General features: G+C 50.5%; 16 protein-coding genes and 1 pseudogene. 16 read left to right on the top strand and 1 reads right to left on the bottom strand.

The annotated features are described in order from the left end of the window. The first annotated feature begins 45 nt into the window (after nucleotides 1-45). The 11 genes and pseudogenes from ACZRJ6_RS25475 (at nucleotide 46) to ACZRJ6_RS25425 (ending at nucleotide 8,052) form a co-directional block, all read left to right on the top strand. Nucleotides 46-675, top strand: a complete 630-nt coding sequence (locus ACZRJ6_RS25475; RefSeq protein WP_463970599.1) for a hypothetical protein — start codon at nucleotides 46-48, stop codon at nucleotides 673-675. Between the two features lie 167 nt (nucleotides 676-842). Then, the gene (locus ACZRJ6_RS25470) at nucleotides 843-1,184 is read left to right on the top strand and encodes an HNH/ENDO VII family nuclease (protein ID WP_083351518.1); all 342 of its coding nucleotides are present in this window, start codon (nucleotides 843-845) and stop codon (nucleotides 1,182-1,184) included. A gap of 6 nt (nucleotides 1,185-1,190) precedes the next feature. Further along, nucleotides 1,191-1,649, top strand: coding sequence for an SMI1/KNR4 family protein (locus ACZRJ6_RS25465; protein ID WP_463970598.1), 459 nt, complete (start codon nucleotides 1,191-1,193; stop codon nucleotides 1,647-1,649). A 156-nt stretch (nucleotides 1,650-1,805) separates the two neighbouring features. Continuing rightward, nucleotides 1,806-2,498, top strand: a complete 693-nt coding sequence (locus ACZRJ6_RS25460; protein WP_463970597.1) for a transposase — start codon at nucleotides 1,806-1,808, stop codon at nucleotides 2,496-2,498. 183 nt (nucleotides 2,499-2,681) lie between these two features. Then, nucleotides 2,682-3,263: a hypothetical protein gene (locus tag ACZRJ6_RS25455; protein ID WP_463970596.1), complete on the top strand. Its 582-nt coding sequence runs from the start codon at nucleotides 2,682-2,684 to the stop codon at nucleotides 3,261-3,263. A gap of 41 nt (nucleotides 3,264-3,304) precedes the next feature. Then, a pseudogene (locus ACZRJ6_RS25450) lies at nucleotides 3,305-3,984 on the top strand (CsgG/HfaB family protein). 29 nt (nucleotides 3,985-4,013) lie between these two features. After that, complete coding sequence (locus ACZRJ6_RS25445) at nucleotides 4,014-4,373, top strand: DUF4810 domain-containing protein (protein WP_149414240.1); 360 nt, start codon at nucleotides 4,014-4,016, stop codon at nucleotides 4,371-4,373. After that, nucleotides 4,370-5,023, top strand: a complete 654-nt coding sequence (locus ACZRJ6_RS25440; protein ID WP_133103737.1) for a DUF799 domain-containing protein — start codon at nucleotides 4,370-4,372, stop codon at nucleotides 5,021-5,023. The genes ACZRJ6_RS25445 and ACZRJ6_RS25440 overlap by 4 nt, the downstream gene beginning before the upstream one ends. A 133-nt stretch (nucleotides 5,024-5,156) precedes the next feature. Continuing rightward, on the top strand, nucleotides 5,157-6,830 hold the full coding sequence (locus ACZRJ6_RS25435; protein WP_463970595.1) for a vWA domain-containing protein: 1,674 nt from the start codon (nucleotides 5,157-5,159) through the stop codon (nucleotides 6,828-6,830). A gap of 32 nt (nucleotides 6,831-6,862) precedes the next feature. Then, nucleotides 6,863-7,435, top strand: a complete 573-nt coding sequence (locus tag ACZRJ6_RS25430; protein WP_133103735.1) for an RNA polymerase sigma factor — start codon at nucleotides 6,863-6,865, stop codon at nucleotides 7,433-7,435. After that, nucleotides 7,432-8,052: a hypothetical protein gene (locus ACZRJ6_RS25425; RefSeq protein WP_463970594.1), complete on the top strand. Its 621-nt coding sequence runs from the start codon at nucleotides 7,432-7,434 to the stop codon at nucleotides 8,050-8,052. The genes ACZRJ6_RS25430 and ACZRJ6_RS25425 overlap by 4 nt, the downstream gene beginning before the upstream one ends. 295 nt (nucleotides 8,053-8,347) lie before the next feature. Here ACZRJ6_RS25425 and ACZRJ6_RS25420 read toward each other — a convergent pair whose 3' ends face one another. Beyond that, on the bottom strand, nucleotides 8,348-8,599 hold the full coding sequence (locus ACZRJ6_RS25420) for a hypothetical protein (protein WP_463970593.1): 252 nt from the start codon (nucleotides 8,597-8,599) through the stop codon (nucleotides 8,348-8,350). Nucleotides 8,600-9,421: 822 nt separating this feature from the next. Between ACZRJ6_RS25420 and ACZRJ6_RS25415 the strand changes: the two genes are divergently transcribed. The 5 genes from ACZRJ6_RS25415 to ACZRJ6_RS25395 all read left to right on the top strand — a co-directional run bounded on the left by ACZRJ6_RS25415 (nucleotide 9,422) and on the right by ACZRJ6_RS25395 (nucleotide 15,796). Next, nucleotides 9,422-9,745: an HVO_A0114 family putative DNA-binding protein gene (locus ACZRJ6_RS25415; RefSeq protein ID WP_463970592.1), complete on the top strand. Its 324-nt coding sequence runs from the start codon at nucleotides 9,422-9,424 to the stop codon at nucleotides 9,743-9,745. A 280-nt stretch (nucleotides 9,746-10,025) separates the two neighbouring features. Next, complete coding sequence (locus tag ACZRJ6_RS25410; protein ID WP_463970591.1) at nucleotides 10,026-11,765, top strand: restriction endonuclease subunit S; 1,740 nt, start codon at nucleotides 10,026-10,028, stop codon at nucleotides 11,763-11,765. A gap of 2 nt (nucleotides 11,766-11,767) precedes the next feature. Further along, nucleotides 11,768-13,507, top strand: coding sequence for an AAA family ATPase (locus ACZRJ6_RS25405; protein WP_463993560.1), 1,740 nt, complete (start codon nucleotides 11,768-11,770; stop codon nucleotides 13,505-13,507). Then, a complete protein-coding gene (locus ACZRJ6_RS25400) occupies nucleotides 13,494-14,273 on the top strand; it encodes a hypothetical protein (RefSeq protein ID WP_463970589.1) in 780 nt (259 codons plus the stop codon). Before ACZRJ6_RS25405 ends, ACZRJ6_RS25400 begins: the two co-directional genes overlap by 14 nt. Before the next feature lie 14 nt (nucleotides 14,274-14,287). Then, nucleotides 14,288-15,796 carry a class I SAM-dependent DNA methyltransferase gene (locus ACZRJ6_RS25395; RefSeq protein WP_463970588.1) on the top strand — a complete coding sequence of 503 codons (1,509 nt, stop codon included), beginning with the start codon at nucleotides 14,288-14,290 and terminating at the stop codon, nucleotides 15,794-15,796. Nucleotides 15,797-16,357 lie beyond the last annotated feature (561 nt).

Here is a 16,357-nt window from a genome sequence, read left to right as displayed (position 1 = left end):
GTCCCGTCTAAATATATCAAGCCTGTAAAGAACTAGGTGGTCAGAATGAACAAAGAAATCCAAGAGCTGCTGTATTCTGTTCCCCCGAACGCAGATTATGCCGTTGATGCCACAGATATAGACTCAGAGGACATTCCCCGTAGCAGAACAGAGGGTGTCTTTAAGCTTTTGGAACACGATGATGAAAATATAAGATTCTCTGCAGCAAGACTGTTGACGAGTTGGGGGTATAGAGAGGGGTTATTATATCTCTCTAACGCTCTATGCCGTCCAATGGAGGTTGAGGGGCTTGAAGTTCATAGGCTATACGGCTATGACGATACATTCAAATTTGCATTGGCAGCGCTTGTTGGATATTTTACACGCTCCTCTGACAGGGGGGAGGGAGACCCTGCAAGGGTTGAAATTTTTGAGCCAATCAAACAGATTATTAATTTTTCAAATAGTCGCCCATTTGAAATTTCCGGTTTCTTCTGGTTGGTAGAAGATAAGAAGTTTCTCGAGTATGTTCCAGCTTTGCGTGAGCATCTTTCGATGATAGTTGGATTTCCAAGTGTTCACAGGTGGAAGATTTATGATGTTCTGAATCTTTTGTTGAAGGTTGATAGTGAGTTTGCTAAAGCTTTTTTGCAAAAAGCAAACAAAAAACTAGATGATTTCAAATTGAGAAAATAGGGGTCAGACCACGTTTTAAGGCTGGCAGAGTTGCTCTTTAAAAACATAGAAGAATAGTGGTCTGACCCCTATTTCCAGTTTATCAACGTAACGACCTCTTTGACCCAGAGGCCCTATCGACTTGGAGAGTACGAGGTAAAACTGTTGAAGGCTCAAACCTTGAGAGGATGGCCTCGGGTCGAGCACCAATTGGGTATGATGGGAAATCAGTTGAGTTACATCATCTCTCGCAAACTGAAGTTAATGGATTCGCTGGTACTCGTGGTTCACTTGCAGAAGTTGGTTCTGTTTTCCATAGCCAGAATAGCAGTGTTCTTCATGTCCCATCCAATGCCGCTCAAAGCTTTAGGTATACTCGTTACAAAGACTCTGCAGAATACAGAAACCCTACGACTGATTATGTTTCAGTTCCTACGGACTTGAATGCAAAAACATTGACAAAGCAGGCTAAAGAGTTTAACTCTTATCAGTCGGATTATTGGAAGTTGCGGGCTCGGAGCGGGGAGTAATTAGGCGTGGATTATTCGAGAATAATTAATCTTATTAAAGAGTCGGATTTCGTTGAGTTTGCTGATTATGGTGACGGGATTGCTGATGAGTGGATTTATAAAGCTGAAGCTCGTCTTGGGTTGAAGTTGCCTGATAGCTATAAATGGTGGCTGAAGTGTTATTCTGGCGGGGAAATATCTGGGGAGGAGATTTATAGTATCTACGAAATGGATTTTGATAGTGTAAGGGGTGGTGATATCGTTTATATGTCAATCGTTAACGGTCGAAATGGGTTGTGTGGGAAGGAGAGGCTATTTATCTGCGAACCGCCGGGTGCAGGGGAATCATTTTATTTTGCCACGGACGATGGTCTTAATGATGGAGAGTATCCTGTTTATAGGCTTGAACTTTCTGATCAAACTTCTAGTTTGTATGCGAAAAACTTTATCGATTTCTTAGAAAAAAGAATAATGTCTTTCAGTTGAATAAGAAATAGGGGTCAGACCACGATTGGGGAATTAGGGGAGGCGACATTTGTAATACTGTTCTTTAAAAGTTTATACGTTTTGAAACTATTAAATTTTCTTGATCTCGCAATGGATGACTACGCTGATATGCTCTAATCTATTAAGGAGTTTCTCATGCCTCGTCGTCCTAGAGTTTTGCTTGCAGGTGTTACACTCCACATTATCCAGCGGGGAAATAACCGTTCAGCATGTTTTTTCTGCTACGACGATTATCTATTTTATATTGATACGCTGACCGCGTTGGCGCAGTTGCATAATTGTGAGGTTCATGCGTGGTGCTTGATGACCAATCATGTTCACATTCTGTTGACCCCTAGCTGCTCTAAGGGGACTGCTTTATTGATGAAGGGGTTGGGGCAGCGATATGTTCAGTATATAAATCGCACCTACCAAAGAACTGGCACCCTCTGGGAAGGACGTTTTCGTTCTTGTGTAGTGCAACAAGAGAGCTACTTACTTTCCTGTTATCGCTACATTGAGCTGAACCCAGTTAGGGCGGGAATGGTGAAGCACCCGGCAGACTATCACTGGACGAGTTATAGGGTGAACGCGTTGGGCGAATCGTCCAATCTTGTAACGCAGCATCCTATTTATAACGAGCTAGGTCCCGATCCCCTAGGCCGCGCCAAGGGATATCAGGAGCTTTTTAAGAGTCAACTTTCTTCAGATTTTTTTGATCAGATACGAACATCTACAAATGGAAATTATGTTCTGGGCGGGGCTAGGTTTGCATCACAGATTTCACACGCCTTGGGTAAACGAGTTGTCCGAGGGTTGGCGGGACGTCCAAAGAAAATTGTTTGTTAGTCGTGTAATCGTAGTCTGACCCTTATTTACTTGCCCTGCGGCCTTGAAGCTTGCGCCGCGAGCCGTGCGTTGCCGTTGGGCGGTGAGAGTTCCCAGCGCACCGAAACCGCTTGAGTACCGCGATCAACCCCGTAAAATGCCGCGGCTATAGCAACATGCTACCTTTCAGGGACGAATCAAAACATGCGTGTTTTTGCTTTTCTCCTGGCCATCTGCCTGATGGCCGGTTGCGCCTCCAAGCCTGCTTACTACATCTCCCCGGCGCCGGTCACCATTCCCAAGACGGCTACCTATTGGCTCGACACCTTCAACGTTGAGGTGAGGGGCGAGAGTAAGCACTTCATGCCTGATGACAAGGTCCGCCAGGAACTCGGCGTCGATCTGGTCAATCGCTTGCTTAACGCCAAGCGTTACGCCGCCAGTAAGCAAACCGCCGATTATTTGCTGGACGTGGATGTCGTCTATGTGCGCCATATCATCGACTCCAACGGTGGGCTGTCCAACCTTGTGGTCAGCGACGGCACCATCCTGCAAAGCATCGATTTCGGCTACAAGGTCAAGGTCAAGAAAGCTGATACCGAGGTGCTTCACTTCGCCCAGAACCGGCCCGGCCTGGTACCCAACAACTGGCGGGGCCAGCCACAGCAATGGAAGACCATTGGCGGCATTATCACCAACACCGGTAATTCCAGTGTCGAGCCATATTTCACTGGCGGGCTGAGCGACTACATCCTTGATGACCTGCGCGATATTCCGTCCCGCTAGCGTTACCTGCTGCACCCGATTTCTCACTCTAGGAGCACCCCGTGAAAACACTGTCCAAAATCCTGCTGTCGGGCTTCACCGCCGCAGCGCTGCTGACCGTGGCCGGTTGTGCCACGGAGAGCAACCGCGCGATGCCGGTGGAACAAGTCGCCAGCGCCAACATCGCCTATTCCGGCGTGCGCGTGCCGATTGCCGTGGGCAAGTTCGATAACCGCTCCAGCTACATGCGCGGCATCTTCTCCGACGGCGTTGACCGCCTCGGTGGCCAGGCCAAGACCATCCTGATCACCACCTGCAGCAGACCAACCGCTTCAGCGTGCTGGACCGCGACAACATGGGTGAAATCTCCCAGGAAGCCGCGATCAAAGGCACCGTGCAAAAGCTCAAGGGCGCTGACTACGTGGTGACCGGCGATGTAACCGAGTTCGGCCGCAAAGAGACCGGCGACCGCCAGCTGTTCGGCATCCTCGGCCGTGGCAAGACCCAAGTGGCCTACGCCAAAGTCGCGTTGAACATCGTCAACATCAGTACCTCCGAAGTGGTGTATTCCACCCAGGGCGCCGGTGAATACGCGCTGTCCAACCGTGAAGTGATCGGCTTCGGCGGCACCGCCAGCTACGACTCCACCCTCAATGGCAAGGTCCTCGACCTGGCCATGCGCGAAGCGATCAATCGTCTGGTAGACGGCATCAACGCCGGCGCCTGGAACCCACGCAACTGATCAGCAGATTTACAAGGAGTCGTACACGGATGAACAAGGCAGTGACGTTGGCGCTGATGCTGACAGTTTTAGCAACAGTAGCGGGGTGCCAGACGGCGCCCAAGCCTCTCTATCAATGGGAGAGCTACCAGCCGCAGGTTTACGAATACTTCAAGGGTGAGCCCAAGGAAGCCCAGGTCGAAGCGCTGGAGCGGGATCTGCAGAAGATCAACGCCAGTGGCCGCCAGGCGCCGCCGGGCTATCACGCCCACCTGGGCATGCTGTACCTGAGCATGGGCAAGGATGACCAGATGGTGCAGCAATTTCGCACCGAGAAGGCGCTGTTCCCTGAGTCCGCTGCCTATATGGACTTCCTGCTCAAGAACGCCAAGACCGGAGACGTCAAATGAGCCTTTTGAAACTCACTGGCGCTCTGCTGGCCCTGGCGTTGCTGGGCGGTTGTGCGGCACCCAAGACCGTCGACTACTCGGCGTTTAAACAGGCCCGGCCCAAGTCGATCCTGGTGCTGCCACCGATCAACGAATCGCCGGAAGTGCAGGCGTCCTACAGCCTGGTGTCGCAGGTGACTTACCCGTTGGCCGAAGCCGGCTACTACGTGTTGCCGATCGCCCTGGTGGATGAAACCTTCCGCCAGAACGGTCTGACCACGCCGACGGACATCCAGGGCGTGGCACCGGGCAAGTTGCATGAAATCTTCGGTGCGGACGCCGGGTTGTACATCACCATCACCGAGTACGGCACCAGCTACATGCTGATCTCCAGTGAAACGGCGGTGACGGCGTCGGCCAAACTGGTAGACCTGCGTACCGGCACCACGCTGTGGACCGGCTCCGCTCGCGCCTCCAGCGAAGAGGGCGGTAACAATGGCGGCGGCGGTCTGGTGGGGATGCTGATCACCGCAGCGGTCAAGCAAATCATCAACAGCTCAACCGACGCCGGCCACCCGATTGCCGGCATCACCAGTGCGCGTCTGCTGTCGGCAGGCCAACGCACCGGGATTCTGTACGGGCCGCGTTCGCCCAAGTATGGGTCGGACTGATTGACCTGCAATAAACAGCCTGGCTACCTTCGGGTAGCCAGTTTTCGTATTTAAAATTTGCGGTTTTAACCCGAACCGTAATTGCCTTGCGTCTGACCTTGTGAACGGATCATTCACTCCCGAGGTTCAGCCCATGTCCCGTCCTCTTCTTCTCTTGCGCCCCGCAGCCCAGGGTTTTGCCGTCACCTTGCTGGTGGCGCTCGCCGGGTGCGGACTGTCCTCTTCCAGGGATGTGGCCAAGACAGCCGAAGCATCCCCTGTTACCCCCAGCCCCGAATTGCATAGCGAGCCGGCTCGCGTTCAGGGTGCGTTGAGCAAACGCATGGCCATGCCTGCGCCGATGGCCTCACGGTTGGTGATGAGCGATTCGGTCGCGATGGAATACCGCGCTGAACCCCGCGAGCAGTACCAGAACCTGCCGGACAATCCGATCCATAGCGTCGCCGAAACCCCGGTGTCGACCTTCAGTGTTGATGTGGATACCGGCAGCTATGCCAACGTCCGACGCTTCCTCAATCAAGGTAGCCTGCCGCCCCAAGGCGCTGTGCGACTTGAAGAAATGGTCAATTACTTCCCCTACGATTACGCGCTGCCCAAAGATGGCTCGCCCTTTGGCGTGACCACCGAGGTGGCGCCGTCACCGTGGAATGCCCACACCCGTTTGCTGCGCATCGGCATCAAGGCTTCCGACCGCGCCGTGGCAGACCTGGCGCCGGCCAACCTGGTGTTTCTGGTGGATGTGTCTGGCTCCATGGACCGCCGCGAAGGCCTGCCACTGGTCAAGAGCACCCTGAAACTGCTGGTGGATCAGCTGCGAGATCAGGACCGGGTGTCTCTGGTGGTCTACGCCGGTGAGTCGCGCGTGGTGCTCAAGCCGACCTCGGGTGGTGACAAGGCGAAGATTCGCAACGCCATCGACCAGTTGACCGCTGGCGGTTCGACGGCAGGCGCCTCGGGTATCGAACTGGCCTATCAAATGGCCCGGGAAGGCTTTATCGACAAGGGCATCAACCGCATCCTGCTGGCCACCGATGGCGACTTCAACGTCGGCATCAGTGACTTCGACAGCCTCAAGCAGATGGCGGTCGACCAGCGCAAAAGCGGCGTATCCCTGACTACCCTGGGGTTTGGTGTGGATAACTACAACGAACACCTGATGGAACAATTGGCCGATGCCGGCGATGGCAACTACGCCTATATCGACAACCTGCGCGAAGCGCGCAAGGTATTGGTGGACCAGCTCAGCTCGACCCTGGCGGTGGTCGCGCGGGACGTTAAATTGCAGGTGGAATTCAACCCGGCGCAGGTCAGTGAGTATCGCCTTCTGGGTTATGAAAACCGCGCGTTGAAGCGTGAGGACTTTAACAACGACAAGGTCGATGCCGGTGATATCGGTGCGGGGCATACAGTGACGGCCTTGTATGAAATCGTCCCCAAGGGTGAAAAAGGTTGGTTGGAACCGCTGCGCTATGCCACTAAGCCTGTATCAGGCGGCACGTCTGGGGAGCTGGCGATCTTGCGCGTACGCTACAAGACCGTCCAAGGAGGCAGCAGCCAGTTGATAGAACGCCCCATCAGCCGCGAGCAAAACGCCAGCAAGGCCAGCGACGACCTACGCTTCTCAGCCGCCGTGGCAGCCTTTGCCCAGCAGCTCAAGGGTGACGGTCGCTACACTGGGAACATGAGTTTGAAAGACACGGCTGCCTTGGCTCGTTCTGCCCGAGGCGACGACCCGTTTGGCTTGCGCAATGAGCTCGTGCAATTGGTCGAACTGGCGCAGAGCCTCAAGGCCTCGGTCAAACACTGAAGATGCTGAAAAGAAAGGAGTTCGCCACCCCCATGCCCGCTCCAGTTGATTCACCCAGCGACGAATCGCTGCTGGCCCGCTATCGCACCGGCGACACTGCCGCATTCGAGGCCTTGTACGCGCGTCATCGACAAGGCTTGTATCGTTTCCTCGTGTCCTTGAGCAACAAGGCGGAACTTGCCGAGGAAATCTACCAGGACACCTGGCTCAGCTTGATCCGCAGCGCCACTCAGCCACAAGGGCGAGCGAGTTTTCGTACCTGGCTGTTCCAGATTGCCCGCAACCGCCTGATCGATTACTGGCGTAAGCACGGCGTCCACAATCCGCTGCACGACAGCTACGATGAACAGCTTCACGCCCAGCCCGACGACAGCGGCAGCCCCGAACAACTCTTGAGCCTGAGCCGCGACCAGGGCCGTCTGGACGCCGCGTTGCAAAACTTGCCCGAAGACCAGCGGGAAGTATTCCTGCTGCGCCTGCATGGCGACCTGGAGGTGCCGCAAATCGCCGCGCTCACTGGCGTTCCACTGGAAACGGTCAAAAGCCGCTTGCGTTACGCCCAGCAGAAATTGCGTCGACTGCTGGCCGAGGAGGTACCCGTATGACTGACTCCCGACACACCCCAAATCCCGACGACGAAGTGTTGATCCAACACTTTCGCCAACACACCAGCGGCGAACCGCCTGCTTCCCTGGACGCTTTCCTGCTGGCCACCGCCCGCCGCGAAGCCCCGGCGCCCCAACCAAATCTGTGGCAACGCTGGCTGCTGGCCTGCCAACGGCCACGCTGGCAAATGGCATTCGCCACCGTTGCCGGTGTGGCGCTGATGATTGGTTTGGTGGTGCGCTCACCAGTGCCCAATGCCGACCTGCCCGCGCCAGCGGCGGCGCAGTACTCCGCCAGCCGCGAGGAACTCGCTCGCCCAGCGCCGCAAGCGTTGCAAGCGCCCGCACCGCCCATGACTCGACTCGCCATGGCACCCCAGGCGGACAGTGTGCAGGTTCAGGCTGAAGTGGCGGGAGCCATGGCGGACGAGTCTGTGGCAAAAATGAGCAAGCGAATGGCTGCCAAGCCACAATCCCTGGAGCAAGGGCTTCAGGAAATTGTGCGCCTGCGCCAAGCGGGAGAGGCCAAGGCGGCCGATGAAAAGCTTCTGGCGCTGTATAAGCGCTTTCCCCAGGAAGACTTGCCGGCTCGGTTGGAGGCGTTGCAAAAACCATAAGTAAACGGCGGCGACAAAAAAGCCCCAGGTCTTTCGACCTGGGGCTTTTTTGTCTGTATCTGGTGCCCCGGCGTCGTTTGAACTGGGTAGTAAGATGCCCGTATTTATTGGGTTTCTTTGGTGGTTCGTCGGTTAGGCATACACGTGGGCATACAGGGCGCAGTGTGCTGACGCCGTTAACGGTCTTCGTGAAGGCTTCATCGAAGCTCCTCGTGACCGAGATCCCGATGGGTGACTCGCTGTATTCAATGGCCTCTCCACGTTGAATCCTGTGGTTCTTTCGCCACCAGCACAACTACCGTGCCTTCTCTGCCTTCAGTAATTGGGTGAAGCTGTAAATTGCGAGGTGTATGTCATCTTGGGTATCTCCGTCCCACTCCTCAACCGTTTCTAACTCGGCTCGTAAGCTGACGATACGCTGTTCGATTTCTTCGATCTCAGCGGCACCGCATTGCTTAGCGATTGCCTGCCAACTGTCATCAGAGATTTTTTCGTCGAGAGCTAAGCCGGATCGGGCATTTACGATTAGGTTCTGGAGGTTACTCATCTGAGATCTCGGGTGGGTTGCAGAAAAAGGTGCTGGGGACCCTGACGATATCCTGAGTACACGGGGCATGAAACCCGCGGGATCGAGTTAGTGGGAGGTACCGGAAGTTACTGAAATTTCAATCGTTGAAATTGAAAAGATCTTGAAGAAAAAAGGCCATCGTTACAGCTTCGGTAAAGGTGGCTGTATCTGTTGCGGATAGTGAACACCTGCATGGCGTCAACCACGGTGATGGGTGTCAACCTGTCAACCAACTTAAAAAATCCATCCGCTAACACGAACGCGCGGGTTCCTCGCCCCGTGTCGAGGGAGATCCTCAGGGGCCCCGGCACTATTTGGGTGCTTGTTAACAGATTTTTCCTCGGTCAATCAATTGAGCTCGCGGGTTTCCAACTCCGTATCTGAACCGACCTCTCAGGAGTGCAAACGAAATTTAGATGCTCCGTTGTCGTGAGGGTGTTTCTATCGCGGAAGGCTTCCGCTCTGGCGGGGTACAAGGGGGCGTAGCTAAAAATTGTGTTACGCGTGTTACTAGTGTTACGTCATCAGTTAAGATATTGATTTTATTGATTATATTTTATGTAACACCGAAGGGAAGCATTTTTTATCCCGTGTTACAGAGGTAAATTGTGTTACAGGATGATAGACATGCCCGCCGGCTCTGCCTCTCGGATGCCGCTCGGACCGCTTTCGGCCAATCGCAAGCATTCCTGCTTATTCACGCAACGTAGAGCCTTTCGATTTTACCGGTGTAACGGCTCGACGATGCTTATCAATGACTGATAAAGTTCGCTCCTTCCCAACGCCATTTGAGCCTGTACGATGAACCGCTGTGTTGCTGGAGTCTGCCGGCCAGGTGAGCCTACCCCTGAGCTCAAAGGTGACGTCGAACCTACTGTCTGGTTCTCCTCAATGGCGTCGCTTGCAGCAGTGCTCTCTGATGAAAATCGCGCGCTTCTACGAACTATCCACGAGCGTCACCCTAAATCCATTACTGAACTAGCTGAACTCAGCGGACGTAAGGTTCCAAACCTTTCACGTACTCTCAGGATGATGGCGGGTTACGGCTTAGTGATGCTCAATCGAAATATGCGTGAGATTGAGCCTGTTGCGTTGGCAACAGAGTTCCTTGTGGTGCTCGAATAATGCTCTTCGAAACCAACGGTTACTCATTCGTTTTTAGTTTAAAACTATTAGGAGTGACTGAGCACTCGGCGCAGGATGATCGCTACTCTACCCTAAGTCTTAAGTGGCGCAATAGCCGCTGTTTGCGAATGTTTTTGAATGAGGTTACGAGTAGGTCGACCGGCTTAGTTTGCGAAAAAAACTCGCGAAACGAAGCGGAATTTTATTGTTCCATAAAATTTGAATACATAATTAAATGGATTGTTCGGTTGCATTCATCGAAGTATAAGGAGCTGTTAGCGTGAGTGAAGTAAAACTACCTATGGGTTGGACCTCCGCTACCCTTAATGATGTAGCAGTTTGGTCGTCTGGTGGAACACCATCAAGAGCTAATCCAGGCTTTTACTTGGGGAGTATCCCCTGGTTCAAAACGGGCGAACTAGGCCCGCGCATACTAACAGAAGCAGAGGAGCATATTTCAGAAGAGGCATTAAGTTCTTCTAGCGCAAAATTATTCCCCTCTGGCTCCGTTGCCGTCGCAATGTATGGTGCAACTATTGGAAAGGCATCTATCCTAGGAATTGAGGCGGCTACGAATCAAGCTTGCGCTGTAGCAGTACCTGATGCTGTGAGCTCCGAGTATTTATATTATTTCTTGCTGTCGCAGACTCAGGGATTTATAGACGCTGGAAAAGGTGGCGCTCAACCTAATATCTCATTGGGAATCGTAAAGGGCTGGCCTCTTCTCGTTCCTCCAAGGGAAGAGCAAAATCGAATAGTTGCTAAAGTGGAAGAGTTACTCACTGACCTCGAAGCAGGTATAGCCGAACTAAGCGCTGCGCATAAAAAAAATAATCAATATAGAAAGTCGCTACTGCAATCGGGAATAAACGGCTCACTTAGTAGAGACTGGCGCACACAAAACCCAGGAATTGAAACCGGTAGCGAGTTGCTACGTCGAATACTCATTGAAAGTCGCGTTTGCTGGGAAGCAAAGCAGCTCGAGAAGTTTCAGAAACAAAGCAAGACCCCTCCGAGAGATTGGAAGAATAAATACCCTGAGCCAATTTCTCCCGACACTAATAGCCTGCCAGAATTACCGCGCGGGTGGGTTTGGGCAACATTGTCTCAAATTGGATATTTGGACCGGGGGCGTTCAAAACACCGGCCCAGAAATGCACCACATCTCTATGGCGGTCCTTATCCTTTTGTGCAAACTGGTGATATTCGCCATGCTGACACCTACATCACTACTGTCGATGCAAGTTATAGTGAGGCGGGTCTTGCTCAAAGCAGGCTCTGGCCAAAGGGTACAATTTGTATAACTATCGCTGCCAATATCGGCCAGACTGCAATTTTAGCAATCGAAGCCTGCTTTCCTGATAGTGTGGTTGGTTTCTTACCTGTTAATTCTGAGGTGTCTACGAGTTTCGTTGAATACTTCATGCGAACGGTCCAGCAAAAACTAGAAGATGAAGCTCCAGCTACAGCTCAGAAAAATATCAATCTGGAAATTCTTGAACGGGTTTGCATTCCTTTACCCCCATACCGAGAACAACAACAAATTGTTGCTCTTTTGAGTGGTGCCCTGACTGCTTCTAATGATCAAGAGCAAACAATTCGGATATCTCTCAAACAAGCCGCGGCCCAACGTCAAAACATATTGAAGGCAGCGTTTTTCGGACAGCTAGTGCCACAAGACCCAAACGACGAACAGGCTAGCGTGTTGCTTGCACATATTCGTGTAGATCGAGAAATGCGAGAAAAACAACCGAAGCAGCGCAAAAGTAAGGCAAAAAAGGAGATTGTCAGCGTGGCTAAAAAACTAATTGAGGTTCTTAAAGAAGCAGATGATTGGCTAACCACACAGGAGGCATTTCTCTTATGCGGAGTAGCTAATGGCGCGCGCACCGAGGATATCGAGGCATTATATGCCGAGCTCCGTGAGCTTGATAAATCTCAACAGTTGACGGTCGAGCCAGTAATCGATGAGCATGGCCGCAAGATATATGACCGCTTAAAAATAGTAGCGGCGGCCTGACTATGCGGCTCGATAAATTAACAATAGGTAGCGCTAAAAACAGCCCTACTCACCAATTTAAAAACCTCAAAGATGTCACGATCGATTTTGATCAAGACCATTGGGTAACTGTGGTGATTGGTTGGAACGGTACTGGTAAATCTAACGTTTTAGAAGCGCTTGCTATAATTTTTCGGGACCTAATTTGTAAAAAGCGTACGTCTGAGTTCGCTTTTAGGCTCGCATATCGTATGGGAGCTGGAGAGGCTGTACGACATATTCACATTGATGCCGATCCGGATCGAGAAAAAGACCCTCTTATTATCCATATTGCTACGAATGCTGAAGAAATAAATGGGGAAGACACAGCACCCTGTTTAATAAGCGAGGAACCTTCATCACCGTTTCTTGGGAAACCTATTAAACTAGCTGCTTTCCTCGCAGAAGAGCGTCTGAATTTACCCCATTACGTATTTAGTTACTACTCTGGTGAAAGCAAGCGCATGCACGATGTGTTTCGTCCTTATTTGGAAAGCTACGATAGTAAATTGCGTAATCCAAGTGGTGAGGATCCGGGGATGAAGCGGCTTTTTTACGCGCTTCCGGTTCATAGTCAATTCGTTTTATTAGCATTTTTAATTCAACAATCTGATGCTGTTCGTCAGTTCTTAGATGACCACTTAGGACTTGATCCAAATGAAGGCATTGAGTCTGTTCTTTTTGTCCTAAAACAGCCAAGTTGGAGTAAGCGCCGAGGTAAGCGTAAATTAGCTGAGAGTGATGGAGATGACCGTTTGTGGGGCGCAAAAGGCGTCGTTCAAAAGTTCTTAAATCGTCTGCATAATATTTCACTCGCGCCATTTCGGACGACGCGGAAAGTTTCTACAACGTTATGGAATGAAGAAAGTACAGAGTTTCTTTATCTATTTGTTAAGGATATTGCCGCTCTTCGGGAGTTGGTTGGAAGCCAGTCTCCGACTAATTTTTTTAGAGACCTTGAGAGTACCTATGTTTCTGAGCTGATCGAGGAAGTTCGTATCCGCGTGCGGCTGAAGAAAAACGATGGGAGTGTGACTTTTCGAGAGTTGAGTGAGGGTGAACAACAGTTTCTTACAGTGTTGGGGCTGTTAAGGTTTACAGCTGAAGAGGAGAGCTTGTTTTTACTTGACGAGCCGGACACACATTTAAATCCAAGTTGGTCAGCTAATTACCTGAAGTACCTTCAGGATCTTGTTAGCAGCGACGAAAAAGATGCGACGACGAGTCATATTGTTTTGACAACTCATAATCCTTTAGCGATTGCAGAGTTGGTTAAGCGACAGGTTCAAATCCTCAAGCGTGATGAGGTGTCACGTCGGGTTGAGGCGCGGATGCCCGAATTTGATCCTCGCGGTATGGGGTATGCAGGTATTGTTACCAGTGACATGTTTGGTTTGGCATCCTCTCTAGATTCCCACACCCAAGCTCTCTTAGAGGAGAAACGATCGCTGACATTAGGCGATCAACCGCTTTCAAAAGCAGATTGTGATCGTCTTGAAGAAATAAACATTGAACTGGATGGTTACGGATTTAGGTACTCAATGCGGGATCCTATCTTCGAAGAGTATTTACGCGCCAGATACAGCAGCGATGGTCAACTATCAGCAGATAAACAGATAGAGCAACTACCATCAACCGAGCGCAGAGAAAGGGCTAAGGAACTTATTCAAATCGCGTTAGAGAAAGTGAAATCTGAGGAGGCAAGCAATAATGCGGAGAATTGATCTGGCTAAAATTGCTGCTGACGCTCAATGGAATATTAGTGCAGCTGCTGCCGAGGTAGCTGTTGTGAACGGGGGTAAATCAAGTGATTACTCCCGGGTGTGGGCGAATGCCAAGGCCCGACTCAAGGCTGTTTCTAACGGTAAGTGCTGGTACTGTGAGGCAAGACAGGAAAGATCAGATAATGCTGTAGATCACTATCGCCCAAAAAGTCTGTATCCTTGGCTTGCGTTTAAATTATCTAATTTTCGTTACGCGTGCACTTTCTGCAATAGCATTCGGAATAACCCAGAAACGGGTGAGTCGGCAGGAAAAGGAGACCACTTCCCGTTATTTAATACTCGTCGGGCTACTAATCTCCTAGAATTAAATATTGAAGATGAGGTTCTCTTAGATCCGTGCTGTGGGTCCGATCCGGGTCTATTGGATTTCCGTGATGATGGTGCCGCATGTGCAAAATATCCAAGCCAACCGAAACGATTTTCGAGAGCAGAGCAGTCCATTCACTACTACCATCTGGACCATCCAGATCTAGTGGAGTCACGACGCCAGCTGGCCCTTCAAATCAAAGATTGGATAGACGGCGCGGATGCAATTTATAACGAGGTGGATCAGGGCGACCCGAAATTGGAATTAGCTTTTTCGAAATTTACAGAAAGCATCTGTCGAGCATTAGGTGAAAGAGCTGAGTTCTCAGTATTTGCCCGGCGCATAGTCGACGGTTACAGAGATAAACCTTGGGTTGAAGACCTGCTGCAGTGTGCTTGAGGATTTAAGAAATAATGAACACATCCACCCTGGTCCAGAAAATCTGGAATTTTTGTCATACCCTGCGTGATGATGGCGTGGGATATGGCGATTATCTGGAGCAGCTAACTTATCTGCTATTTCTAAAAATGGCGCATGAATACTCTGAAGGAGCCGAGCTACGTGAGACCCAAATTCCCAAGGCTTATGACTGGGCCAGCCTGCGCAGTAAAATGGGTGAGCCTTTAGAGACGCATTATCTTGATATCTTGCACAGGCTCGGTCAGCAACCAGGTATGTTGGGTGCAATTTTTCTCAAGGCCCAAAATAAGATCCAAGATCCCGCAAAGCTCGCGCGTCTAGTGCAGTTGATTGATGCTGAAAGCTGGATAGATATGAACACCGATGCCAAAGGTGATTTGTATGAAGGCCTACTTCAAAAGAATGCGGAAGACACAAAGAGCGGCGCTGGTCAGTACTTCACCCCTCGTGCCTTGATTCAAGCTATGGTTGCCTGTTTGCGTCCGCTACCGCTCAAAACAATTGCCGATCCAGCTTGCGGTACTGGCGGGTTTTTTTTGGTGGCCAATGAATGGTTGAGCGGTACGGGGGATTGGTTAAAGCATAATTCGGAATGGCTAAACTACGAAACACCTAAACTTACTGCCAAACAAAAAGTGTTTCTTCGCGACGAAACTTTCCACGGCAATGAGATTGTTCCTAATACACGTCGTCTTTGCCTCATGAATCTATTTTTGCATAACATCGGCGAACTAGTTGGCGAACCCTCCGTAGATCGTTCCGATGCATTGATCAGCGAGCCAAAGATACTTGTTGATTATGTTTTGGCTAATCCCCCTTTTGGTAAGAAAAGCAGTATGACTATTACCAACGAGGAAGGTGAGGAATATAAGGATGCACTCACCTATGAGCGTCCAGATTTCTGGGATACGACTTCAAATAAACAATTGAATTTTTTGCAACATATCGTCGCGATGTTGAATGTAAAAGGTAAAGCGGCTGTAGTATTGCCGGATAATGTATTGTTTGAGGGTGGTGCAGGGGAGAAAATTCGAAAAAAGCTTTTGGAAACATGCGACGTACACACAATTCTTCGGCTGCCTACCGGAATTTTTTATGCTCATGGAGTAAAGTCAAATGTGGTGTTTTTCGACGCAAAACCCAAGGATGGAAAGACGCATACCAAAGGCATATGGTTTTATGATCTGCGAACTAATCAACACTTTACGCTGAAAACTCGACCGTTAAAGCTTGAGGATTTACGCGATTTCATTGCCTGTTACAACCCGAAAAATAGAAACGATCGTCTAGAGACTGAACGTTTTAAGTATTACAGCTACGAAAGCTTAATCGCACGAGACAAGGCAAGTCTTGATGTTTTCTGGCTCAAGGATCGTACCCTAGATAGCCTTGAAAACTTACCAGCTCCTGATGTGTTACAGCTGGAAATTATCGATCATCTTGAAGCTGCTTTATTGGCTTTTCGTGATGTTGCTGCGAGCTTACCTAGCTCGGAGCGCTAAGGTCATCACCTGAAATCATAACTTTTTAAAAAGTATGGTTTTGAGATCATGTAAAGGCGCTGATTGCAGTGTAATGCTCAATCAGTGACTTCGGTCCTAGGCATTTCAAATGCATCCGTATCGACTCGTTACGGCAGGTTAATCTAATTAGTTCAGACATCTTAACCCGGATAGTTAAAATCATATTGATCATAATTCACACGCATATAAGGTACTTATGCTTGTCCGCCTAGAGGAAATTTCAGACCCTTTACTGAGTGTCAATAGACGTGAAGGATGACGTTACCTTCATATAACCGGACTGCCAGCTCAGCACCTTGGGTAAGATCGTGCGTCTGAACTGGTCGTCTGGATTCTGTGGGTGAAAATGGTATTCGATTGAGCAGTCTGGCCATCACGGCTAGCGCCTAAAAAAGCCGACTGTTGCCGGCTTTTTCGAATGGGAGTAAGGGTTGTTCCTTAGTAAGCGATCCACCGTGCCCACATTTAAATCCGCTAGTTGAAGCCTGAAGCTGTGCTCCCGATCTCTTTCAGGAGCCAGCAACCATGATGCGTCCCGAC

Source organism: Pseudomonas sp. C321 (assembly GCF_055407105.1).
This window is presented reverse-complemented; position numbering and strand designations above follow the sequence as displayed.

Bases quoted from the DNA above. Each gene is read 5' to 3' on its own strand.
- ACZRJ6_RS25435 (WP_463970595.1), top strand. From the start codon at position 5,157: ATGTCCCGTCCTCTTCTTCTCTTGCGCCCCGCAGCCCAGGGTTTTGCC.
- ACZRJ6_RS25395 (WP_463970588.1), top strand. From the start codon at position 14,288: ATGAACACATCCACCCTGGTCCAGAAAATCTGGAATTTTTGTCATACC.
- ACZRJ6_RS25405 (WP_463993560.1), top strand. From the start codon at position 11,768: ATGCGGCTCGATAAATTAACAATAGGTAGCGCTAAAAACAGCCCTACT.
- ACZRJ6_RS25460 (WP_463970597.1), top strand. From the start codon at position 1,806: ATGCCTCGTCGTCCTAGAGTTTTGCTTGCAGGTGTTACACTCCACATT.
- ACZRJ6_RS25470 (WP_083351518.1), top strand. From the start codon at position 843: ATGGCCTCGGGTCGAGCACCAATTGGGTATGATGGGAAATCAGTTGAG.
- ACZRJ6_RS25420 (WP_463970593.1), bottom strand. From the start codon at position 8,599: ATGAGTAACCTCCAGAACCTAATCGTAAATGCCCGATCCGGCTTAGCT.
- ACZRJ6_RS25445 (WP_149414240.1), top strand. From the start codon at position 4,014: ATGAACAAGGCAGTGACGTTGGCGCTGATGCTGACAGTTTTAGCAACA.
- ACZRJ6_RS25430 (WP_133103735.1), top strand. From the start codon at position 6,863: ATGCCCGCTCCAGTTGATTCACCCAGCGACGAATCGCTGCTGGCCCGC.
- ACZRJ6_RS25425 (WP_463970594.1), top strand. From the start codon at position 7,432: ATGACTGACTCCCGACACACCCCAAATCCCGACGACGAAGTGTTGATC.
- ACZRJ6_RS25400 (WP_463970589.1), top strand. From the start codon at position 13,494: ATGCGGAGAATTGATCTGGCTAAAATTGCTGCTGACGCTCAATGGAAT.
- ACZRJ6_RS25455 (WP_463970596.1), top strand. From the start codon at position 2,682: ATGCGTGTTTTTGCTTTTCTCCTGGCCATCTGCCTGATGGCCGGTTGC.
- ACZRJ6_RS25475 (WP_463970599.1), top strand. From the start codon at position 46: ATGAACAAAGAAATCCAAGAGCTGCTGTATTCTGTTCCCCCGAACGCA.
- ACZRJ6_RS25440 (WP_133103737.1), top strand. From the start codon at position 4,370: ATGAGCCTTTTGAAACTCACTGGCGCTCTGCTGGCCCTGGCGTTGCTG.
- ACZRJ6_RS25415 (WP_463970592.1), top strand. From the start codon at position 9,422: ATGAACCGCTGTGTTGCTGGAGTCTGCCGGCCAGGTGAGCCTACCCCT.